15 protein-coding genes are annotated in these 20,546 nt (G+C 39.7%); 7 read left to right on the forward strand and 8 right to left on the reverse strand.

What is annotated here, in order from left to right:
* Nucleotides 1-49: 49 nt before the first annotated feature.
* Both ispD and H6F62_RS04720 read right to left on the reverse strand, forming a co-directional pair.
* Nucleotides 50-727 carry a 2-C-methyl-D-erythritol 4-phosphate cytidylyltransferase gene (ispD, locus tag H6F62_RS04715; protein WP_137908135.1) on the reverse strand — a complete coding sequence of 226 codons (678 nt, stop codon included), beginning with the start codon at nt 725-727 and terminating at the stop codon, nt 50-52.
* A gap of 118 nt (nt 728-845) precedes the next feature.
* The gene (locus H6F62_RS04720) at nt 846-1,091 is read right to left on the reverse strand and encodes a hypothetical protein (protein ID WP_137908154.1); all 246 of its coding nucleotides are present in this window, start codon (nt 1,089-1,091) and stop codon (nt 846-848) included.
* Between the two features lie 82 nt (nt 1,092-1,173).
* Between H6F62_RS04720 and H6F62_RS04725 the strand changes: the two genes are divergently transcribed.
* The 6 genes from H6F62_RS04725 (at nt 1,174) to H6F62_RS04750 (ending at nt 9,789) form a co-directional block, all read left to right on the forward strand.
* The gene (locus H6F62_RS04725) at nt 1,174-1,776 is read left to right on the forward strand and encodes a DUF3318 domain-containing protein (protein ID WP_190371452.1); all 603 of its coding nucleotides are present in this window, start codon (nt 1,174-1,176) and stop codon (nt 1,774-1,776) included.
* A 149-nt stretch (nt 1,777-1,925) separates the two neighbouring features.
* Nucleotides 1,926-2,900 (forward strand): DUF362 domain-containing protein, encoded by a 975-nt coding sequence (locus H6F62_RS04730; RefSeq protein ID WP_137908156.1) that lies wholly within the window; start codon nt 1,926-1,928, stop codon nt 2,898-2,900.
* A gap of 469 nt (nt 2,901-3,369) precedes the next feature.
* Nucleotides 3,370-5,625 carry a family 2 encapsulin nanocompartment cargo protein terpene cyclase gene (locus H6F62_RS04735; RefSeq protein ID WP_190371453.1) on the forward strand — a complete coding sequence of 752 codons (2,256 nt, stop codon included), beginning with the start codon at nt 3,370-3,372 and terminating at the stop codon, nt 5,623-5,625.
* Nucleotides 5,626-5,686: 61 nt separating this feature from the next.
* Complete coding sequence (locus tag H6F62_RS04740; protein WP_190371454.1) at nt 5,687-7,084, forward strand: family 2B encapsulin nanocompartment shell protein; 1,398 nt, start codon at nt 5,687-5,689, stop codon at nt 7,082-7,084.
* Nucleotides 7,085-7,234: 150 nt separating this feature from the next.
* A complete protein-coding gene (locus tag H6F62_RS04745; protein ID WP_028089365.1) occupies nt 7,235-8,641 on the forward strand; it encodes a family 2B encapsulin nanocompartment shell protein in 1,407 nt (468 codons plus the stop codon).
* Nucleotides 8,642-8,853: 212 nt separating this feature from the next.
* On the forward strand, nt 8,854-9,789 hold the full coding sequence (locus H6F62_RS04750) for a LysR family transcriptional regulator (protein ID WP_137908136.1): 936 nt from the start codon (nt 8,854-8,856) through the stop codon (nt 9,787-9,789).
* On the opposite strand, the gene H6F62_RS04755 is transcribed toward H6F62_RS04750, so the two are convergent.
* The 4 genes from H6F62_RS04755 to H6F62_RS04770 all read right to left on the reverse strand — a co-directional run bounded on the left by H6F62_RS04755 (nt 9,786) and on the right by H6F62_RS04770 (nt 16,286).
* Nucleotides 9,786-12,140 (reverse strand): DUF3769 domain-containing protein, encoded by a 2,355-nt coding sequence (locus H6F62_RS04755; protein ID WP_190371455.1) that lies wholly within the window; start codon nt 12,138-12,140, stop codon nt 9,786-9,788. The genes H6F62_RS04750 and H6F62_RS04755 overlap by 4 nt on opposite strands.
* 106 nt (nt 12,141-12,246) lie before the next feature.
* On the reverse strand, nt 12,247-12,363 hold the full coding sequence (locus H6F62_RS04760) for a photosystem II reaction center protein I (RefSeq protein WP_071604835.1): 117 nt from the start codon (nt 12,361-12,363) through the stop codon (nt 12,247-12,249).
* Nucleotides 12,364-13,283: 920 nt separating this feature from the next.
* Nucleotides 13,284-14,207 (reverse strand): DUF4351 domain-containing protein, encoded by a 924-nt coding sequence (locus H6F62_RS04765; RefSeq protein ID WP_137908138.1) that lies wholly within the window; start codon nt 14,205-14,207, stop codon nt 13,284-13,286.
* A 678-nt stretch (nt 14,208-14,885) separates the two neighbouring features.
* Complete coding sequence (locus tag H6F62_RS04770; protein WP_190371456.1) at nt 14,886-16,286, reverse strand: ABC transporter substrate-binding protein; 1,401 nt, start codon at nt 16,284-16,286, stop codon at nt 14,886-14,888.
* A 287-nt stretch (nt 16,287-16,573) separates the two neighbouring features.
* On the opposite strand from H6F62_RS04770, the gene glgP reads away from it, so the two are divergent.
* Nucleotides 16,574-19,138, forward strand: coding sequence for an alpha-glucan family phosphorylase (gene glgP, locus H6F62_RS04775; RefSeq protein ID WP_190371457.1), 2,565 nt, complete (start codon nt 16,574-16,576; stop codon nt 19,136-19,138).
* 149 nt (nt 19,139-19,287) lie between these two features.
* Here the strand turns inward: glgP and H6F62_RS04780 are convergent, their stop codons facing one another.
* Both H6F62_RS04780 and H6F62_RS04785 read right to left on the reverse strand, forming a co-directional pair.
* Nucleotides 19,288-19,677: a hypothetical protein gene (locus H6F62_RS04780; protein WP_137908142.1), complete on the reverse strand. Its 390-nt coding sequence runs from the start codon at nt 19,675-19,677 to the stop codon at nt 19,288-19,290.
* A 66-nt stretch (nt 19,678-19,743) separates the two neighbouring features.
* Complete coding sequence (locus H6F62_RS04785) at nt 19,744-20,394, reverse strand: DUF1295 domain-containing protein (protein ID WP_137908143.1); 651 nt, start codon at nt 20,392-20,394, stop codon at nt 19,744-19,746.
* Between the last annotated feature and the right edge of the window lie 152 nt (nt 20,395-20,546).

Raw genomic sequence — 20,546 nt, forward strand, 5'->3', positions numbered from 1 at the left:
TTTTAGATTTGTAAATTAGTCACTAAAAAAAACTCTTACCTCTTGCCTGCTACCTATGACTAAGTATAAATTCAGCGATCGCTAGATCTTGAGGAGTGGTAATTTTCAAGTTAGTCTCCTCCCCAGGAACTATTCGCACTTCCAGACCGCATTTTTCAAACAAAGCCGCATCATCGGTAACTTCCCAACCTTGACGTACACCTTCAGCATGACAATGTTTTAACAAATTAACATCAAACCCCTGGGGAGTTTGAGCCGCCCATAATTGCTTACGCTCTGGTGTGCTTGTAATAATACCATTTTCATCAACAACTTTAATCGTATCTTTAACAGGTACAGCCGCAATTAAACCAGAACAATTTAGAATTGCGTCCGAACAAACATCAAATAAATTTGGTGTTACTAAACAACGAGCGCCATCATGAATTAATACTTGTCCCGCATTAGTTGGGAATGCCTGTAAACCATTATAAACAGACTCCTGACGAGTAGAACCACCAGGAATTAATGCTATTGTTTTTTTCAGCTTTAAGTCAGCGATAATGGATTTAAAATCATCCCAATCGGGTGGTTGGGAAACAATTCCTATCCAACTAATAGAACTTGCGGCTTCTGCGGCTAACAAAGTCCAAGCAATCAAAGGTTTTGAACGTACCTGTAATAAAAGTTTATTACGGTTCGCGCCCATTCTTTTGCCACTTCCGGCTGCGGGAATTAGTAAATGCACAACTTTCCTAAATATTTAACTAATAGATTAAATTTAGATTAAATTAAAATGTTGCATTAAAGTCTTAGTTAAGATAGATCCCCGACTTCTCAAGGCAGTCGGGGATATCAGATAAAAATCATTTTTCCGCAGATAAATTTGTTGGTGGCCGATCATTACTCCAAGCCCACCAGACATAACCGCAATGACAATGATAAAATTCTTGCCATTTACGCAGACGATCTGCGGTAGTTACAGGCGATCGCCTATTTAACCACACATTAACAGCCTCTCGACTACTGGCGTGGCATTTGGGACAATGAAACTGATAGGCGTGAGTTGCCTGATTTGTCCATTCTGGGGGATGAGGATCAAAAGCGTCCATATAAATATAAAGTGATAAAGTGTAATAAAGTGTAATCTTAATAGCCACGGAATATAGATAATTATGACTAATAATGGATGCTATGGAGCCAAATATTGAAATTCGTCGTTTATTGGATGTCATGCCTGCTTCTGGGCGAATGATGACGAAAATCGTCAGTAAACCAGAACAAAAACAGGTAATAGATGCTGCTTTTCCCCTGCCTTTGAGTCAATCAAGACCGATATATATTAATTTCGATTTGTGGCGACGGTTAACAAAACCCCAACGGGATTTACTGCTATTGCAGATGGTTTGCTGGTTAACAGGGGTAAAATGGTTACAACCCAATATTTATCAAGGAGTAGTTTTAGCGGGGTTTATGGGGGGAATATTGGAGGCGGTGCAGTCTGATGTAGTAGGTATGGTAATATCTGGGGGATTAACTGCTTTAGCTGCCATACAGATTTGGCGCATGAATAGATCTCAGGAATCAAAATTAAATGCTGATATAGCGGCTATTCGTATTGCCCAAAGACGAGGTTATTCAGAAACCGAAGCCGCCGAACATTTGTTAACAGCCATTGAAGCTGTAGCAAAAATAGAAGAGCGTTCTGGACTGAATTTTAGTGAATTAATTCGTTGTCAAAACTTGAAAGTAATCGCCGGTTTATCGCCAGTTGGTATTCCTAAAAACTATCAATAGAACAAGTATTAACGATTTTCTGTCACTATTTAGATAAATAATTTTCAGTTGTTGTAGTCATGGAATTGATGAAGCCGGGAACATTGATTTTATGGCCATTTGCTTTATATTATGATCATGTCACCAAATTATTACGCATATTATTACCCATGCAAACCCCAAAACCATCTGTTAGTCTAATTCGTGCCAAATCCTACGAACAAGAAGCTTTAAAAGAATCTTTGGAAATACTGCTAGAACCTTTGGGGGGAATGGCTGCCTTTGTGAAACCAGGAAATCGGGTTTTACTCAAACCTAACCTGCTCACAGGTTCTCGGCCTACAAAAGAATGTACCACACGACCAGAATTAGTCCGTGCTGTTGCTGAAATGGTAATTGCAGTTGGTGGAAACCCATTTTTAGGGGATAGTCCTGCTTTTGGTAGTGCTAAAGGTGTAGCAATAGCCAATGGTTTATTACCAATTTTAGCAGAACTGAATTTACCACTTGTTGAATTTCATGGCCAACGTTATCAAACAGTAAATGACAATTTCAATCACTTACTTTTATCAAAAGAAGCAATGTCAGCAGACGTGGTTATTAACCTTCCCAAAGTTAAATCTCATCTGCAATTAACCCTAACATTGGGAGTAAAAAATCTGTTTGGTTGTGTTCCTGGTAAAATGAAAGCCTGGTGGCATCTAGAAGCTGGTAAAGATGCTAATAAATTCGGTGAAATGTTAGTAGAAACTGCCAGAGCAATTAATCCCACTTTAACAATTTTGGATGGTATTATTGGTCATGAAGGTAATGGACCTAGTGCCGGAGAACCTCGAAACTTAGAAATTTTAGCAGCTTCTAGTAATGTCTTTGCTTTAGATAGAGCAATGTTAGAAATTCTCCAAGTTGCACCGGCACAAGTTCCCACAGTTGCAGCCTCTCAAAGATTAGGAATATGTCCAGAGTTAAATGATATTCACTTTCCTAATTTATCACCTGATTTACTACAAATTACAGATTGGCAATTACCCGACAAATTAATGCCTATAGATTTTGCCATGCCCCGTGTGATTAAATCTACCTTTAGACATCTTTACATCCGATTTATCAAAGAACCCATGAGTGCTTATATAAAAACTCCTTAGTATCATTGAATTGAGTTTTAACTCTGGGAGTATCTAAATAAGATACAAACTGTCTGAGTTTATGCAGTATACTCCACTCATACGTACTAAAATCTATTTTAGTGGAGTATTTTTATACTTTTAATATACCATATATACAGTAATTTACTGAGTATAAATTAAATAAGTTGAATAGTAAAGCTGAAATTCAGGTCAGAGATAAATCTCTAAAATCCTTGATTAATAAGGCTTTTAAAAAATTAGACAAAAATCTTTATTCTCAATAAGAATTGCATAATGCCTATAGTTTCATTGGTTCTTGCGACTAAACCCATATCAATTTCCCTCTGTCAAAGGGTTTTAAATAACTGAGTCCCAATATTACATATTATTAAATTAACTTTTGTAAATGATTGTTGAAAAAGTATCCAGGATATAAAATAATCATTTTGTTGTTATGTGTGAATCAACACAATGTGGCTGACAGACAATGCAACCATTTAAACTGCCAGCATTTTATATGCCCTGGCCAGCGCGGCTGAATCCAAACCTGGAAGCGGCACGAGTGCATTCCAAAGCCTGGGCTTATGAAATGGGAATACTTGGCTCAAAAGAGGAGTCCCAAGGTGAGCCTATATGGGATGAACGTAAATTTGATGCTCACGACTATGCTTTACTTTGTTCTTATACTCATCCAGACACGCCCTCAACAGAGTTGAATCTGGTAACGGATTGGTATGTATGGGTATTCTTTTTCGATGATCACTTTCTGGAAATCTATAAGCGCAGTCAGGATCTAATTGGGGCAAAGGAGTATCTTGACCGACTACCGGCATTTATGCCAATTTATCCCCAAGATAACCTTCCCTTTCCCACGAACCCAGTAGAGCGCGGTTTAGCTGACTTGTGGTCTCGTACTGCCTTTACTAAGTCCGTAGAATGGCGGCAAAGATTCTTTGAAAGTACCAAAAATCTTTTAGATGAGTCAATGTGGGAACTAGCAAATATTAATCAAAATCGTATTGCTAACCCCATTGAATACATTGAAATGCGGCGGAAAGTTGGGGGCGCACCTTGGTCAGCAGATTTAGTCGAACACGCGGCCTTTGTGGAAGTTCCGGCTAAAATTGCGGCAACTAGACCCATGCGGGTTTTAAAAGACACATTTGCTGATGGTGTACATCTCCGCAATGATCTATTCTCCTACCAAAGAGAGGTGGAAGAGGAAGGTGAAAATTCTAACTGTGTGCTTGTAGTTGAGCGTTTCTTGAATGTGAGTACCCAAGAGGCCGCTAACCTCACTAACGAACTACTCAACTCCCGTTTATACCAATTTGACAACACTGCTGTCACTGAATTACCCTCTCTTTTTGAGGAGTACGGAGTAGATCCAGTAGAGCGTGTGAATGTTCTCCTTTACATTAAAGGACTTCAAGATTGGCAATCTGGTGGTCACGAGTGGCACATGAGGTCAAGCCGCTATATGAACAAGCAAGAGCCGGATAATTCAGGTACATCTGTGACTTTGGGTGGGCCTACTGGGCTAGGAACATCGGCCGCGCGGCTAGAATCCTTATCCACTACTTTGGGTTTGAGAAGGTTTAAAAGTTTTACTCATGTTCCTTATCAAACTGTAGGACCAGTAAAACTGCCTAAGTTTTATATGCCCTTCTCTACCACCTTAAATCCTAATTTGGATGCCGCACGGAATCATTCCAAAGAATGGGCGCGTCGGATGGGAATGTTAGAATCATTACCTGAGATTCCTGATGCTTTTATCTGGAATGACCATAAGTTTGATGTTGCTGACGTGGCTTTATGCGGTGCGTGGATACATCCAAATGGTTCTGAGCATGAGCTAAATTTAACAGCTTGTTGGCTGGTTTGGGGAACTTATGCGGATGATTATTTCCCAGCAATCTATGGTAATAACCGCGACTTGGCAGGTGCAAAAGTCTTTAATGCTCGACTGTCAGCATTTATGCCTCTAGATAATTCTACACCCCCTGTAGCAACTAATCCAGTAGAAAAGGGGTTGGCGGATATTTGGTCTCGCACCGCAGGACCAATGTCCTCCACAGCACGTACCGAATTTCGCCGCGCTATTCAGGATATGACTGATAGTTGGGTGTGGGAACTGGCTAACCAGACGCAAAATCGGATTCCAGACCCGATTGACTATATTGAAATGCGTCGTAAGACATTTGGGTCTGATTTAACCATGAGTCTGTCTAGACTATCCCAGGGCGGCGAAATACCAATGCAGATTTATTATAGCCGACCCATGCGATCGCTGGAAAATGCTGCCGCCGATTTTGCCTGTTTCACTAATGACATTTTTTCTTATCAGAAAGAAATCGAATTTGAGGGCGAAATTCATAACTGCGTGTTAGTGGTGCAGAATTTCCTTAACTGTGATCTTCTCAAAGCTGTTGAGATTGTTAATAATCTGATGACAGCGCGGGCGCAACAGTTTCAACACATTGTTGAGACTGAACTTCCAGCCCTTTTCGACGATTTCAACCTGGATAAAAACACCCGCGAGAAACTACTCAAATACATTGAGAAATTAGAACAGTGGATGTGTGGTGTACTTAAGTGGCATACAAAGGTAGACCGATACAAAGAATTTGAATTGCGTAATAGTGCTTCCCCCATAGTGCGACTACTCAACGGTCCGACAGGGTTTGGCACTTCGGCTGCACATATCAGATCCTTGGTTGGTGCAACTAATTCCGTGATTTAAAGTACGTAAATTTGCAGTAAATTGTGTTTTTTAACTAACTAAAAAAGTGGAGAATTAAATTATGACCTACTCTAATGATTCAGAAAATCAACAACCTCAACTAAGTTTAAGTACAGCAGCAGCTCGTAATTTGGCGACAACCACCAAATCTGCGCCGCAAATGCAGGAAATTACCTCACGGTGGTTATTAAAACTACTACCATGGGTACAAACAAAAGGCGGTGTCTATCGCGTTAACCGTCGTTTAAGTTACACTGTAGGTGATGGACGAGTATCTTTTACTAACACCGGATCAACTGTACAAGTAATTCCCCAAGAATTAACGGAATTACCCTTATTCAGAGGGTTTGAAGACATAGAAGTTTTAACCACCTTAGCGAACCAATTTGTGCAACAGGAATTTGCTGCGGGGGACGTAATTGTGGAAATTGGTCAAGATGCGAATCAAGTATTACTGATCGCTCGTGGTAAAGTTAACAAAATTGGTCTCGGTAAATATGACGAGCCAGTGGTTTTAGATGTATTAGCTGATGGTGATCATTTTGGTGATGAATCTCTAGTAGAATCTCAAGATACCTGGCAGTATACGCTCAAAGCTGTCACCAGATGTATCATTTTAGCATTACCTCAAAGTGCATTTGCACAACTCGTTAACCAATCTGAAGCTTTGCAAAGTCAAGTTGACAAGTTCCGCGCTCTCCTGAGTCAACCACAAACTGAACAAGGTGAAGCAGCGATTAATGTATCAGCAGGACATCGCGGTGAGGCTGATTTACCGGGTACTTTCGTTGATTATGACCTCTCACCCCGTCAATATGATTTAAGCATCGCCCAAACCGTTTTACGCATCAATACTCGCGTTGCTGACTTGTATAATGAACCAATGAATCAGACCGAACAACAATTGCGTCTGACGGTGGAAGCATTACGGGAACGTCAAGAACACGAAATGATCAACAACCCCGAATTTGGGTTGCTCCATAACGCCGACCTCAAACAACGCATTTACAGTAGCACAGGCGCACCTACTCCCGACGACATGGATGAATTACTAGCTACAGTATGGAAAGACCCCAGTTTCTTCCTAGCTCATCCTCGGACTATCGCTGCATTTGCTCGTGAATGCAACCGTATGGGCATTTATCCACAAAGCATTGACATGGGTGGACAACAAGTTCCGGCTTGGCGTGGTGTACCTATTTTTCCCTGTAATAAAATACCTGTTAGCAATAACCGTACCAGTTCTATTCTCTTGCTCCGCACCGGTTTGGAAAAACAAGGCGTTATCGGTTTACACCAAACTGGTATCCCGGATGAATATCAACCTAGTTTATCTGTGCGCTTTATGGGTATCAGTGAAAAGGCGATTATGTCTTACCTGATTACAGCTTACTACTCCGCAGCAGTTTTAGTACCAGACGCACTTGGCATTCTTGAAGATGTAGAAATCGGTCGCTAATTAGTTTAATTAGTTTTCAGAGGTGAAGGTAATTAATTGGTAATTACGCCCTATTTTCAGCGTTAAATCCAGTAATTTTTGATCGATCAAAGTCTGATTACCTTCACCTCTCATTTTATTAAGTATATTTGTCAGTGATTAGAGGATAAGATGACATATTCTAATGATTCGGGTTTGGATGTTGAGGGTAGACAGCCTCAACAAAGTTTAAGTACAGCAGCTGCCCGCAACTTAGCAACAACAACCAAATCTGCACCGCAAATGCAGGAAATTACCTCACGGTGGTTGTTAAAGATGTTACCATGGGTGCAAATCAAAGGTGGAACTTATCGAGTCAACCGTCGCTTAACTTATACTTTAGGTGATGGAAGAATTACTTGCACTAATACAGGAGCAACGGTACAAGTAATTCCCCAAGAACTTAGTCAATTACCCTTGCTGCGAGGATTTGATAATCTTCAAGTCTTAACGGCTTTAGCTAGTCGTTTTGTACAACAAGAGTTCACACCTGATGAGATTATAGTACAATCGGGTCAGCCTGCCCAGCAGCTTTTTCTCATCGCCCATGGTAAAGTCAATAAAATCGGGATTGCTAAATATGAGGAGCAACCTTTCTTAAACGCGTTAGCTGATGGTGATCATTTTGGTGATCAGATTTTAGTAGAGTCTCAAAGTATGTGGAAGTTTACAGTTAAAGCTGTTACACAATGTACTGTATTAACACTATCACAACAAGCATTTAGGGAAGTCCTTAACCAGTCGGAAGCGTTACAGGCTCATATTGATCAAATTGTCGCCCGTACCCAATTGCCACAGAATAAATACGGTGAAGCTGCTATTGCTTTATCTTCAGCGCATACTGGAGAGACTGAATTACCAGTTACTTTCGTTGATTATGAACTATCACCCCGTGAATATGAGTTAAGTATTGCCCAAACTATCTTAAGAATCAATACTCGCGTTGCTGACCTTTACAATGAACCGATGAATCAGACAGAACAACAATTGCGTCTGACTATCGAAGCATTACGGGAACGACAAGAATATGAATTGATTAATAACCGTGAATTTGGTTTACTACACAATGCCGACTTTAAACAACGTCTTTATCCCCGCAGTGGACCGCCCACCCCTGATGATTTAGATGAACTGCTGACTCGCCGTAGAAAGTCAAAGTTTTTTTTAGCGCATCCTCGCACTATTGCCGCTTTTAGTAAGCAATGTAACCGCCTCCGTATCTATCCGCAAAATATGGAAATAGATGGTACTAAAGTAATAGCGTGGCGCGGTGTACCTATTCTTCCCTGTAATAAAATTCCTATTACTAAGTACCAAACTAGTTCCATTCTTGTGTTACGAACTGGAGAACAAGATCAGGGGGTCATTGGCCTACATCAAACTGGTATCCCTGATGAATACCAACCTGGTTTATCCGTCCGATTTATGGGTATCAGCGAAAAAGCGATTATTTCTTACCTCATTAGTACCTACTATTCCGCAGCTGTTCTTGTACCTGACGCACTTGGTATCCTTGAAAATGTAGAAATTGGACGATAAATTCATGATCAAGCTAAGTTAAAATACTTAAGTAATACCATCATAATCGTCCGCTTTTAAGGTATTTTAAATATCAGATAGGGAATTAATTCCCTGTCTGCACTAGCTAAACATATTGATTTTATACAATATTTGTATAAATAACACTTAAAAAAAATTTGTTGCTACGTAATACTGTAGTATATATAAATTGTTATCAGAGGGGAATAACCTTGAACCAAGCGACATTGCACCAGTTGAAGGTGTTCGAGGCTGCGGCACGGCATGGTAGTTTTACACGCGCTGCGGAGGAGTTGTTTTTGACTCAACCTACCATATCCATGCAAATCAAACAGCTAACTAAATCAGTGGGTTTGCCATTATTTGAGCAGGTAGGAAAGCGTTTATACTTGACAGAAGCGGGACGGGAATTATTTGCTACTTGTCGGCAAATTTTTGAGACTATGGACAAGTTTCAAATGACCATTGCCAATTTAAAAGGATTAAAACAAGGACAATTAAAACTGGCGGTAATTACTACTGCTAAGTATATTATACCTAGATTGTTGGGTCCTTTTTGTCAGCTTTACCCCGGCATTGATATTTCTCTCCAGGTCACAAATCATGAACTGATTTTAGATCGGATGATGAATAATTTAGACGACATATATATTATGAGTCAAATTCCCGATCATTTTGATGTCAATTTCCAGCCATTTCTAGAAAACCCGCTGGTAGTTTTTGCACCCGCAGATCATCCCTTAGCAAAGGAAAAAAATATTCCTATTGAACGTTTGGGTGAAGAACGGTTTATTATGCGTGAACCGGGTTCAGGGACTCGCAGCGCTGTCCAAACTCTGTTTGAGAAACATGGGGTCAAGGTCAAAGTTAAGTTGGAGTTGGGAAGTAATGAAGCGATTAAACAAGCTATTGCTGGTGGCTTAGGTATTTCTGTATTATCCCGTCATACATTATTAACCGAAACTACGGAATTTAGCATTTTAGATGTCCAATACTTTCCAATTAAACGGGATTGGTATATGGTTTATCCTGCTGGTAAGCAGTTATCTATTATTGCTCACACCTATTATGAGTATCTTTTAGATGCAGCGAAGAAAATTACCGAAAAAGGTGGTTTAATTCCCGATTATAGTTCCGCTGAAGCTTAATTTTCCTCACCGACTACACCACCAACCACTGGTTTAACTTGTCCATTAGCAAATGGATCTGTACCACCAGTCCAATTAAAATCACTGATACGGATACTAAAACCACCTAATTGCAGCACTGGATTATAACGAAGGGTGATACCATGAGTCCGACGGCTATATTCTAATGTATAATCGGTGCTGATCTCTTTCCATGTATCTAGGTTAATGGATGTTTGTAAACCTAAGCGAATAGGTCCATAAACTTGCTGAGAAATACCAGTGCTGAGAACTTTGTTATCAACTGAACGGTCAAAAAGAAAGGGTGATAAACCGCTATTAGTGCCTTGGGAGTAACTGACGTTAAAGCCAGTATAATCTAAGAAAGGACGGGAAAAATGGCCAATTTGGCCGATTAAACCAATAGTACCAGTGACAGTGCCTTGGTTATCACCACTACTATAATAACTACTAGTTCCTGTGATACCAGCGATCGCTTGTAAATACGGTACTACAGGATTAGATGTATATTTTAATCCCTCCTTGGCAGTAGCTGCTAAGGGTTTCCCAGTCCACAATTTGATCCCACTACTCAATGCTACACTACCTTGGAAACGCCCTAGAGAAATGCGATCATTTTTGCGTAGTGGTGAGAGTAAATCCTGACGATCTGTGTTAGAATTTATATACTGTGCGCCACCCTGATAACTAATATTTATACCGCTTTTTCCCAAAGGAATCCTAGGAGAAGTAATAATTCCACCAATACTACTCTGTACAGTTTGATACCCCAGACTACCATTGTAAAGGCGATCGCGGTAACTAGACTCTAAACTTAATGTATAAGGCTTGACATTACCCAAACTTTGGCGTAATCGCAAACTCCCGCGTAAAGTATCTTCCACCTGATCAAAATCAAAACTAGTTAACTCTCCCGTACCCTCCACAACAGTTTTAGGACTCAAAACAGCATTCAGTTTAGTATTTACACCAAACAAATTAGCTACATTACCACCATTTTCTACAGCCCTTTGTACATAAAACTGGGGTGTAATAGTCCAGCGAGTCTGATCATTATCAATTGGTTCAAAAGCTCGTTCTATAAACAAACCACCGCGTTTACCATTATCAAAACCCACAGAAACAATAGTGGGATTTACCTGTCGTGGCCGACGATCTATTTTGCGACTATTCACAGGAATAGGAACAACGACCTTTTGATCAAAAACTAACCGTTGACCCTGGGTAGTCACCCTATCTATTAAAGGTGCTTCTCGCGTCACAGTCACCTTAGCCGCCCTGATTTCCAATTCCGGGGGTGAAAAAGGGTCATTAGTAATTCTCACATCTTGAGCTTGAAAACCACGGGGATAAAATTCGATATATTGGGCTTCAAATCGTAACCGCTTGAGGACACCACCAGATTTAGGTACAGAAACATTTCGCGCGTCTGATTGACCACTAACACCAAATTCTATCCCTCCGGGACTATTAACACCAGTTAGAGGTTGATTAGCGCGAAGCCGATAACTCAAAGGGCGACTAGGTACACCACCTGCGGTAATATCTGTAGGGAGACTTGGGGAAAAAGCAAAATCCGTTGCGGTGGTAGGGATATAAAGTTCACCTTTACCGTTTTCTAGATCACCACTATCTTGAATAAAATTATAAGTAAAACGTCGTCCTTGGAATACCTGATTACCCCTGGTTAAAGCCACATTACCCTCCCCCACCGCCATCAAATTATCTAAATTGATATGTAGGGTATCAGCATCAATTACCGCACCATCAAACCTGACTACTACATTACCCTCAGCCGTGACAATTCGCCTTTCTTGATCATACTCTTGGCGATCGGCAATTACCTCCACAATTCTTGTTTTTTGCGGTGATATTTTCGTCGTTTCTGAAATTTGCGGTAACGGGGGAACTGCTAAATTATCAGGTTTTGACTGATCTTGAGGATGACGCAGTTTAAATTCAATCAGATTTTGTACTGGTAACGATGGTGTCTTTTCACCAACCAATAGATCAACCTTTCTCCCTGATTCCTGTAAATTTACGTAATTTTTTTCTACCGGGGGTGTTGATGTTCCTGTTAAAACCTGCTGTCCGGCTATAATATAAATAATTTTGCGTTTTTGACCTTGAATTATGGAAAATTCCCCACCTGAGTTTTCTAGTCGGGATAAGGGAGAATCGTTGACTGGCTTGGTAGTTGATTGATACCGATCTTGTTGATTTTTACCATCGATGATCAGTTTTTGTTGATCATTTTTTACCTTAATAACAGCAGTAGCAGCGAGATCAGAAACAGGTTTTGACGATACAAGATTTGGCGGTGGTTGAGGTGGAAGGGCTGGATGAAACATATTTTGAGGCAATTAAGCTGATCAAAAAGCAAAAAATAGCCGGAAGGTTGAATTACATATTAGCCTGTTTCTACCCTCCGGCCACTAGGAGTGATTTGTTGTATATTTATTCTGAGTCTTGACGACCGGGGTTACGGGCTGGGTCATTAGACAAAAACCCGAAGATGAAGATACTCACAAACAAGCCGACAACGATATAAACAGCAATTTTTAAACTCAACATAGAACTAACTCCCGGAGGTTTGGTAAATAGCAACTAATTTATCTTACCTATATCTTGTACCTTTGGCGAGGGAATAGGAACAGCAGTTCCGCAGGTTGGGTAGAACGAAGTGAAACCCCAATATTAAATGTCATATACTTATAGACTGTGTTGGGTTTCGTACTTTAACATTAAATGTCATATACTTATAGACTGTGTTGGGTTTCGTACCTCAACATTACAGCAGTTCCCGATCTTATGAAGTACAAATATTAATAATAAAACTCTTGTGGTGCGGGCATCTTGCCCGCACAAGGTGTACCTCACTCAAAGCTACTTGCTGTAAATGTCATATAGTTATAGACTGTGTTGGGTTTCGTACCTCAACCCAACTTACAAATTAAAATGGTTGATAACAAAAAATTGTCGTTATAGCACTCTTGCAAGGGTGAAGAAGTTTTCAATCATGTTACTTTTCGGCGTTGTTGATTTGAGGTATGAAAATGATTTTTGATGATTTCAAAACCCTTGTAGAGACGTTCCTCATGTAGGGATTCTCGTCTCTACACCTAAATTTATACCTGGTTTCAGCAACGCCTACTTTTCTTGACAGAGTTTGGTTTTATTGTGTTAACCTACTTGTCTATATGTCGAAACTGTTACATCATGATTATTAATGGTTTTTAACGCCATTCTATTCCTCGATTGTTTCGATATGTATATTAAAGCTAAGATGGGAATGGTGGGTAATATAGCGCCTGGGCGGTTTTCCAGAGTTTAACAATATTTGGTTGTAAGATAGTTCTTCCTCATCGAGTTTATGATAACAAATTCAAAATCAATTGTCAAGCCCCTAATACCAATTTTCGGCGGGAAAAATCAAAAAGTTTTCAATTCTTCATAAAGTCATGAAAACATCATAAACGGTCTTTTGAAAAAGATTAGCTAACAGATTGTAACCAAGTTTGTAAATCTGTAACTGAGGTAAAATCTAACAAGGCTTCTCCTAATTCCTCTAGTTGTGCAACAGGTAATTTTTGGACTTGTTGAATCAATGATGAGTCCATTGTACCAATGCGGCGATTTAACTGACGGATAATCAGAAGTTGTTCTCCTTGTTGTAGGCCTCGTTGTTCTCCTTCTTGTAGTCCTTCTTGTCTAGCGAGTTCTCGCTCTTGTTGATAAAGTGGTGCTAATCTCATAATCAACTCCCTATCTTCTGCTTCTATTTCTGGACTTTGATTTATTCTCAAGTTCTGTTGCAGGTTGTACAGTAATTCTAATGTGATTTTTACATAAGGCTGATTTGATGGTAACGCAGCTAATTCATCAATTGCTCGTTTTTGTACCGTTCCTCTTCCCAAAAGTCTTAACCACAATGTTTCTGGAATAGGTGGTAATTGATGAATGACAATAATTGCTGCGCGGAAAGACTCTGGTAAATAGTATATTCCTGGTAAAGAATCTGATTCCAATATACCATGAAATCCTGATAGCAGTTTCTTAGACGCTGTGGGTGTGAGAATCCATAATTTAGGAAAATTACTTTCTGCTATTTTGGTTGCATTACGTTTTGCTTCTCGTTTTAATGCACCTCTAACTTCTAATGATTTTAATAGACAATCACATATTTCTTCTGTTGAGGCTGGGTTGCGAAATGGTTCAAATATGGCTAGTGTGGTGGCTAGTTTACCTAATAAACCTAATGATGCTATATCCGCTTTTTGTTCAGGAAATGGTGTAAATAATACATCTATTTCTCGTACTTCTCCAGATACATGACTGGGTGCTTCTACTTTTCCATAAGGTTTTAGCAGTTCTTCTAAATAATCTTTGGCGAATTGGTCATGTATAAATCTCGTCATTTATTTGACCTTTACTAATACATACAGCACTACAAGAGTGTTATGAGGTACATATTTAGCGGGCAAGATGCCCGCACCACAAGAGTTTCATGATTCAACTTTGTACCTCATCAGAGCGGAAAACGCTGTATATTAATTTAACATTTTTGGGGTAATGGCGATCGCTCAAACTAAACAAGGTGCGTTACTAATTCCTCCAGTTGAACAACCGGTAATTTTTGAACCAAATGTTGATTTTGGCGTTGGGAACTTGGGTCGCTTGCTGGGTAAGGGTTTCGGGGGTTTTTTCCCGCTCTCGATTGGTGGTTTTACCACTTTTTTTCCTGACATAAGGCTAACGCCACGCTTCGCTGTCGGAAACTGTCTCTAGACACTTTGCCGGGTAAGGGTTTAAAATTGAGGGGTTCCCACTCGCTGGGGACATTAATTGAATGGAAACAATCGTCTATTTGATTGTTAATGTCTATTGTTTGTTTGTCCCCACTCGCTGGGGACATTAATTCAATGGAAAACCGCCTAGGGGCGAACGGCAGGAAAGCCCCTGCTGGGGATATTAATTGAATGGAAACAATTCTTAATAAAGTTATGAAAACATGATCAAAAAAGTCCCGCAGGTTGGGTAGAACGCAGTCAAACCCAAGCAACAAATTGAAATGGTTAATAACATCATCTCACTATTTATTTTCCCTGCAAGGGGAAAAAGTCATAGTTAGCAGTTGAGTTTTTACTTGGTTGCACTTTGACTAATATTGCCTTACCCTTAATATCACCAGATTCTTGAAATTCAATCTTGCCTGTAGCACCATTGACAAAGAAATCTGGACTATGTAGCACCTTTTGTAATGCTTCACGGGTATAACCTTGTTGTAAACCTTTAGCGATCGCCATAGTTGCATCATAGGCTGTTGCTGAACGCCAATTCACAGTTCCTCCCCAAAGTTTTCTAGCTTTTTCAGGAAAAGGATTACCAGAAATGGCCTTTGGATGCCAAGGTACAGTAATAACCATACCGTTAATATCAGATTTCCCCGATTTTAATGTTTGAAAGGTGTATAATGTCGGACTACCAAACAGCGCTAACTTACCTTGATTTGCTGCTGCTAGTTCTAAAGCCCGGTTAATTCTACCAACATAGGGAGCTAATACCAACCCATCAGCACCACTACTAATTAATTGAGAAATTATGGTAGTAGAGTTAAAATCAGGAGCGGAAAAATCGCACTTGGTGGGATTAATTTTACCACCACCAGCTACGATATTTTTGGCGTACTCATCCTTAAAAGATTGATTATCAATAGATTTGGAATCTAAACACAAAGCAATATTAGTTTTACGGGCGGTTTTTAAGGTATAAACAGCCAGAGGTTCGGCCTGGGAACTAATATTGGGGACCGTGCGAAATATATAGCTACCAATACCAGAGAGATTTTGAGCGAAACTAGTAGGAGAAATCATCACTAGTCCTCCCTGCTGATATATTGGTGCAGCCGCAATAGAAGCATTACTAGCGTTATGTCCAACTATAGCCAGAATACTGGAATCATAGACAAAATGCGTCGCTATTTTTTGGGTTTGGGTGGGATCATTATCATCATTAGCGATCTCTACTTGCAAAAATTTACCATTAATGCCACTATTACGATTTACCTCATCTTGAGCCTGAGCCACACCCCGCAGAATCTCCTTGGCTACATTGAGATTTCCGCCGATGGGTACACTCACGGCAATTTTGATATATTTACTACTATTGTCCAGGGAGTTATTGAGATAAATCAAACTTTCTGGATCATTTTGATTTTGGCGCAAAGATGCTTGAAAATTGCTTCTAGCATTATCAAAATTACCCTGAGCAAAGGCTTGTACTCCTCTTTCCTTATCAGAGTTGATTTGATCAGTAATTAAAATCTTCTCACCTAAACTGATTCGCCCTGGTTTAGAATCGGAATCAGGAGAAACATTAGCTTCTTTCTCAAAAACGCGAGGTGTGAATTGATTCCACAACCAAAAGCCCAAGCCCAGCAACGCTGTCGTAAACAGCAGGGAAAGAATTAGCAGTTTTGTTTCATTTTGATGATTCATAATCGCTTTTTAGCTATGTTTTGGATTTATATTTCAGTGCATACCGCTATGTTGCCATTTTGCCTATATAAACAGCACATAATTAAATTTTAGTAAAATTTTGGTAAAACCAGTACAAACCCAGTAGACTCAGACAAGCTATAAGTGTAATGTTTATTCAGCAATTCAATAATTATCAATTCTTAACAAAGTCATCGAAAGTTGACAAATATAGTATAAAGAGTTGGCAACATTAAGTAAAAACAGTAAACAATAACCATAGCCGCACAAATAAGTTTTTTTAAACCATGCAGCCAATTCGCACTTTTAACGTATCTCCTTCACTACCTTCCAGACTAGAACCCCTGCGGAAACTAGCTTATAATCTCCATTTTGATTGGAATGTGGAGAGTAAAGACCTATTTCGCCGTTTAGACCCCGATTTATGGGAATCAAGCCACCATAACCCAGTATTAATGTTGGGAACTATCAGCCAAAAGCGATTATTAGAAGTTGTCGAAGATGACGGCTTTTTAGCGCAAGTAGACCGAGCAGCCCGGCAATTAGAAGATTATTTGCAGGAGCGGACTTGGTATAAAAAACAAAGAGAGCAGCCGCAAAAAGAATGTTACGCCTATTTTTCCGCTGAATTTGGCTTAGTAGATTGCTTACCTGTCTATTCCGGTGGTTTAGGTGTCCTCGCAGGAGATCATCTTAAATCAGCTAGTGATTTGGGATTACCGCTAGTGGGCGTAGGTTTACTGTATCAACAGGGCTACTTTGCTCAGTATCTCAATGCAGATGGTTGGCAGCAGGAACGCTATCCCATCAATGACTTCTATAATATGCCTTTGCATTTGGAGCGCAATGCCGATGGTTCAGAATTACGAATTGCGGTAGACTACCCAGGACGCAAGGTATATGCACGAGTATGGCGTGTGCAAGTGGGAACAGTCCCCTTGTATATGCTTGATACCAATATCGAACCTAACAAGGCTTATGACCATGATATCACCGACCAATTGTATGGTGGTGATATAGATATGCGTATCCACCAGGAAATTATGCTGGGCATAGGTGGTGTGCAAATGCTCAAGGCCTTGGGTTATGAAGTGACTGCTTACCACATGAATGAAGGCCATGCTGCTTTCTCGGCTTTGGAACGCATTCGCATTCTCATTCAAGAAGCCGGACTAAATTACAGACAAGCTAGACAGGTGGTATGTTCTAGTAATATTTTCACTACTCACACACCAGTCCCCGCAGGTATTGATTTATTTTCTCCTGATAAGATATTGCATTATTTGGGCTATTATGCAGATATCTTTGGTTTACCCAAGGAGCAGTTTTTAGGTCTGGGACGAGAAAATACTGGTGATTTGTCCAGTCCCTTCAGTATGGCAGTATTAGCCCTGAAAATGGCAACATTCTCTAACGGTGTAGCACAATTACATGGCGTTGTTTCCCGACAAATGTTCCAAGGCTTGTGGCAAAAAGTTCCTGTGGACGAAGTGCCAATTACCGCTATTACTAACGGTGTTCATGCCCGTAGTTGTGTAGCTAAATCTACTCAAGAATTGTACGATCGCTATCTTGGTCCAAATTGGTCATCAGCACCAGCAGATAACCAATTATGGGAACGAATGGATGCAATTCCCGACGAAGAATTGTGGCGGAATCATGAACGCTGCCGTTTGGATATGGTATTGTACGTTAGGGAACATTTAGTTAAACATCTGCGCGATCGCGGTGCATCTGCCTCCGATATTGCCCAAGCCCAGGAAGTGCTTGACCCTAACGTTTTAACAATTGGGTTTGCTCGTCGCTTTGCTACTTATAAACGCGCTACCTTATGGATGCGTGATTTAGACCGCATTAAACGAATTTTATTGAGTAACAAAAACCGCAAAGTCCAGTTTGTAATTGCGGGGAAAGCTCACCCCAAAGATATCCCTGGTAAAGAATTGATTCGGGATATCAATCACTTTATCCGGGAACACCATTTAGAAAAACAGGTAGTATTTGTTCCCAACTACGATATTCACATCGCCCGTTTAATGGTAGCAGGTTGTGATATTTGGTTAAATACTCCCCGTCGTCCTAGAGAAGCCTCCGGTACAAGTGGTATGAAAGCTGCTATGAATGGACTACCCAATTTAAGTGTACTTGATGGTTGGTGGGATGAAGCAGATTATGTCCGCACCGGGTGGGCTATTGGCCACGGAGAAAATTACGAAGATCCTAATTACCAAGATGAAATAGAAGCTAACGCCCTTTATGAGTTACTAGAAAAGGAAGTTATCCCCTTATTCTATGATCATCGTGATGGTGATGGCTTACCTCGTCCTTGGGTAGCAAAAATGAAAGATGCAATTCGCTTGAATTGTCCATTTTTTAATACAGCCCGGATGGTGCGAGAATATGCAGTCAGAGCCTATTTCCCAGCCAGCGATCGCTATCATACCTTAACTATTGACAATTATGTCCCAGCCAAGGAATTAGCGGCTTGGAAGGCGAAATTAGGCGAACACTGGTTTAGTATCAGAATTAAGGATCTTGAGGTATCCGCAGCATCAGACATTAAAGTTAATCAAACCGTAGCCGTCAAAGCTAAAGTTGATTTAGCAACTTTGAGTAACGATGATGTACAAGTAGAACTATATCAAGGTTCTATAGATGCCCATGGGGATATTGTTAATGCTGTACCTGTAGTAATGGATTATCAAGGGCAAAACCCAGAGAATTTAAGTGTTTATACAGCAAATATCACTTACACCACCTCTGGTTTACAAGGCTTGTCTTTGCGCGTCTTACCTCGCAATAAATACCTTTCTAGTCCTTACGAACCCAGATTAATCGCTTGGGCTGAATAAGCACATAATGTAGAGATGTTATATAAAACGTCTCTACAAAAACTGTTAAACATTAGCACGTAAATTTAACCAATAGTTTTTAACCAATAGTTTTTAACCAAAACTTTTTAACTCAATGTAAATTCAGGTAATATTTAATCAAAAAAACTCTACTTTTTCACAGATTGAAGTAGACGATTTAAGATGATTTTACCTTGGGAATCAATTACCTGAACACGAATAAATTTGGGATCACTTGGTTTCCAAATTACTTGATATTTTGTACCATTATTATTCCAAGTGTATATTTGACGTTGTTTAGTTCCAGAAGCGACAGCACCAGATAAACTGATATTAGAATTACTTTTACGGTTTTCGCCATAATAGTAATAAGAATTATTTGTAAAACCTAAAGTCACAGTCCAATCTTTATCCGTAAATTCACCCGCTGGATAATCAAACTTTTTCACAGCCATAGCTTGATTAGGAATGGCCATATCAATAATTGCAGGTGTAGAAATTCCCAAAATTGTTGATAAAATGATAGCTTTGTAGTTCATAATCTTTGCTTTGACAAATCTTAAGTTATCTGATTGTGTGTTTACTAGCAAGCAAAATCATTTACATTATGCTGTAGTTTCTTCTTCCTGAGAAATTCTAGAATTAAATAACTTAGGGAAGAACAAACCAGAGTTTTCTTTGTATTCCGCAAACTCAGGATATCGAGATAAAGATTTATCTTTTTTCAGCATATTGGGAACAAAGATCATGGCTATGAATAACCCCTGAATCAAGAAAGGTAGCCAATGTTGAGTTAATATAGAAAAAGCCAGATAAATCAACACTTCTCCCAAGTAATTAGGATTACGACATTTAGCAAAAAAACCTTCTGTAATTAATCCAGTTTTATGCTTAAGAGTATAGTATTTTTGGGCATCACTAGCAAAATGTAAAAATACCCCAGTGATATTCAAAGCAATAGCAGCAGCTACTAATGGTAAAGGTGGAACAGTACCACTACTAATGAGAATAAATGGCGCTACCCAGTACAAACAAAGTATAAAAAAGTTAATAATTCCTTGAGAAGTGGGAATTTCCTGCTCCCATTGCTTATCTGGAAATATGCTATCTTTTATTAACCAAAGAAAACCATAAGTACCGTGAAGGGAAAGATAAACCCAAGCTCCAATAGTAAAATTGTGGTATAAAACCATTAATCCTAATACGATAGCAAATGTTAGACCTTTGTGAAAATTAATGGGATGCTTTATTTTCATATTTTAGTTTTTGTTGATTTCCTGTAGACTGGTGTTATCCTTAAAAGTTAAGGACGGAATCTACCATGAAAGTAGCAGGAAACGAACAAAGGAAAATCCTCAATTGGGATGAATTGAGATTAGTGTTTGATAAGGGTTTGACTAACCCACGC

The organism is Anabaena sp. FACHB-1391, assembly GCF_014696755.1.
Taxonomy (GTDB): domain Bacteria; phylum Cyanobacteriota; class Cyanobacteriia; order Cyanobacteriales; family Nostocaceae; genus Dolichospermum; species Dolichospermum planctonicum.

What these genes read in the sequence shown, in the direction of transcription:
- H6F62_RS04720 (WP_137908154.1), bottom strand. Translation starts at nt 1,091, where the DNA reads ATGGACGCTTTTGATCCTCATCCCCCAGAATGGACAAATCAGGCAACT.
- H6F62_RS04725 (WP_190371452.1), top strand. Translation starts at nt 1,174, where the DNA reads ATGGAGCCAAATATTGAAATTCGTCGTTTATTGGATGTCATGCCTGCT.
- H6F62_RS04730 (WP_137908156.1), top strand. Translation starts at nt 1,926, where the DNA reads ATGCAAACCCCAAAACCATCTGTTAGTCTAATTCGTGCCAAATCCTAC.
- H6F62_RS04735 (WP_190371453.1), top strand. Translation starts at nt 3,370, where the DNA reads ATGCAACCATTTAAACTGCCAGCATTTTATATGCCCTGGCCAGCGCGG.
- H6F62_RS04740 (WP_190371454.1), top strand. Translation starts at nt 5,687, where the DNA reads ATGACCTACTCTAATGATTCAGAAAATCAACAACCTCAACTAAGTTTA.
- H6F62_RS04745 (WP_028089365.1), top strand. Translation starts at nt 7,235, where the DNA reads ATGACATATTCTAATGATTCGGGTTTGGATGTTGAGGGTAGACAGCCT.
- H6F62_RS04755 (WP_190371455.1), bottom strand. Translation starts at nt 12,140, where the DNA reads ATGTTTCATCCAGCCCTTCCACCTCAACCACCGCCAAATCTTGTATCG.
- H6F62_RS04760 (WP_071604835.1), bottom strand. Translation starts at nt 12,363, where the DNA reads ATGTTGAGTTTAAAAATTGCTGTTTATATCGTTGTCGGCTTGTTTGTG.
- H6F62_RS04765 (WP_137908138.1), bottom strand. Translation starts at nt 14,207, where the DNA reads ATGACGAGATTTATACATGACCAATTCGCCAAAGATTATTTAGAAGAA.
- H6F62_RS04770 (WP_190371456.1), bottom strand. Translation starts at nt 16,286, where the DNA reads ATGAATCATCAAAATGAAACAAAACTGCTAATTCTTTCCCTGCTGTTT.
- glgP (WP_190371457.1), top strand. Translation starts at nt 16,574, where the DNA reads ATGCAGCCAATTCGCACTTTTAACGTATCTCCTTCACTACCTTCCAGA.
- H6F62_RS04780 (WP_137908142.1), bottom strand. Translation starts at nt 19,677, where the DNA reads ATGAACTACAAAGCTATCATTTTATCAACAATTTTGGGAATTTCTACA.
- H6F62_RS04785 (WP_137908143.1), bottom strand. Translation starts at nt 20,394, where the DNA reads ATGAAAATAAAGCATCCCATTAATTTTCACAAAGGTCTAACATTTGCT.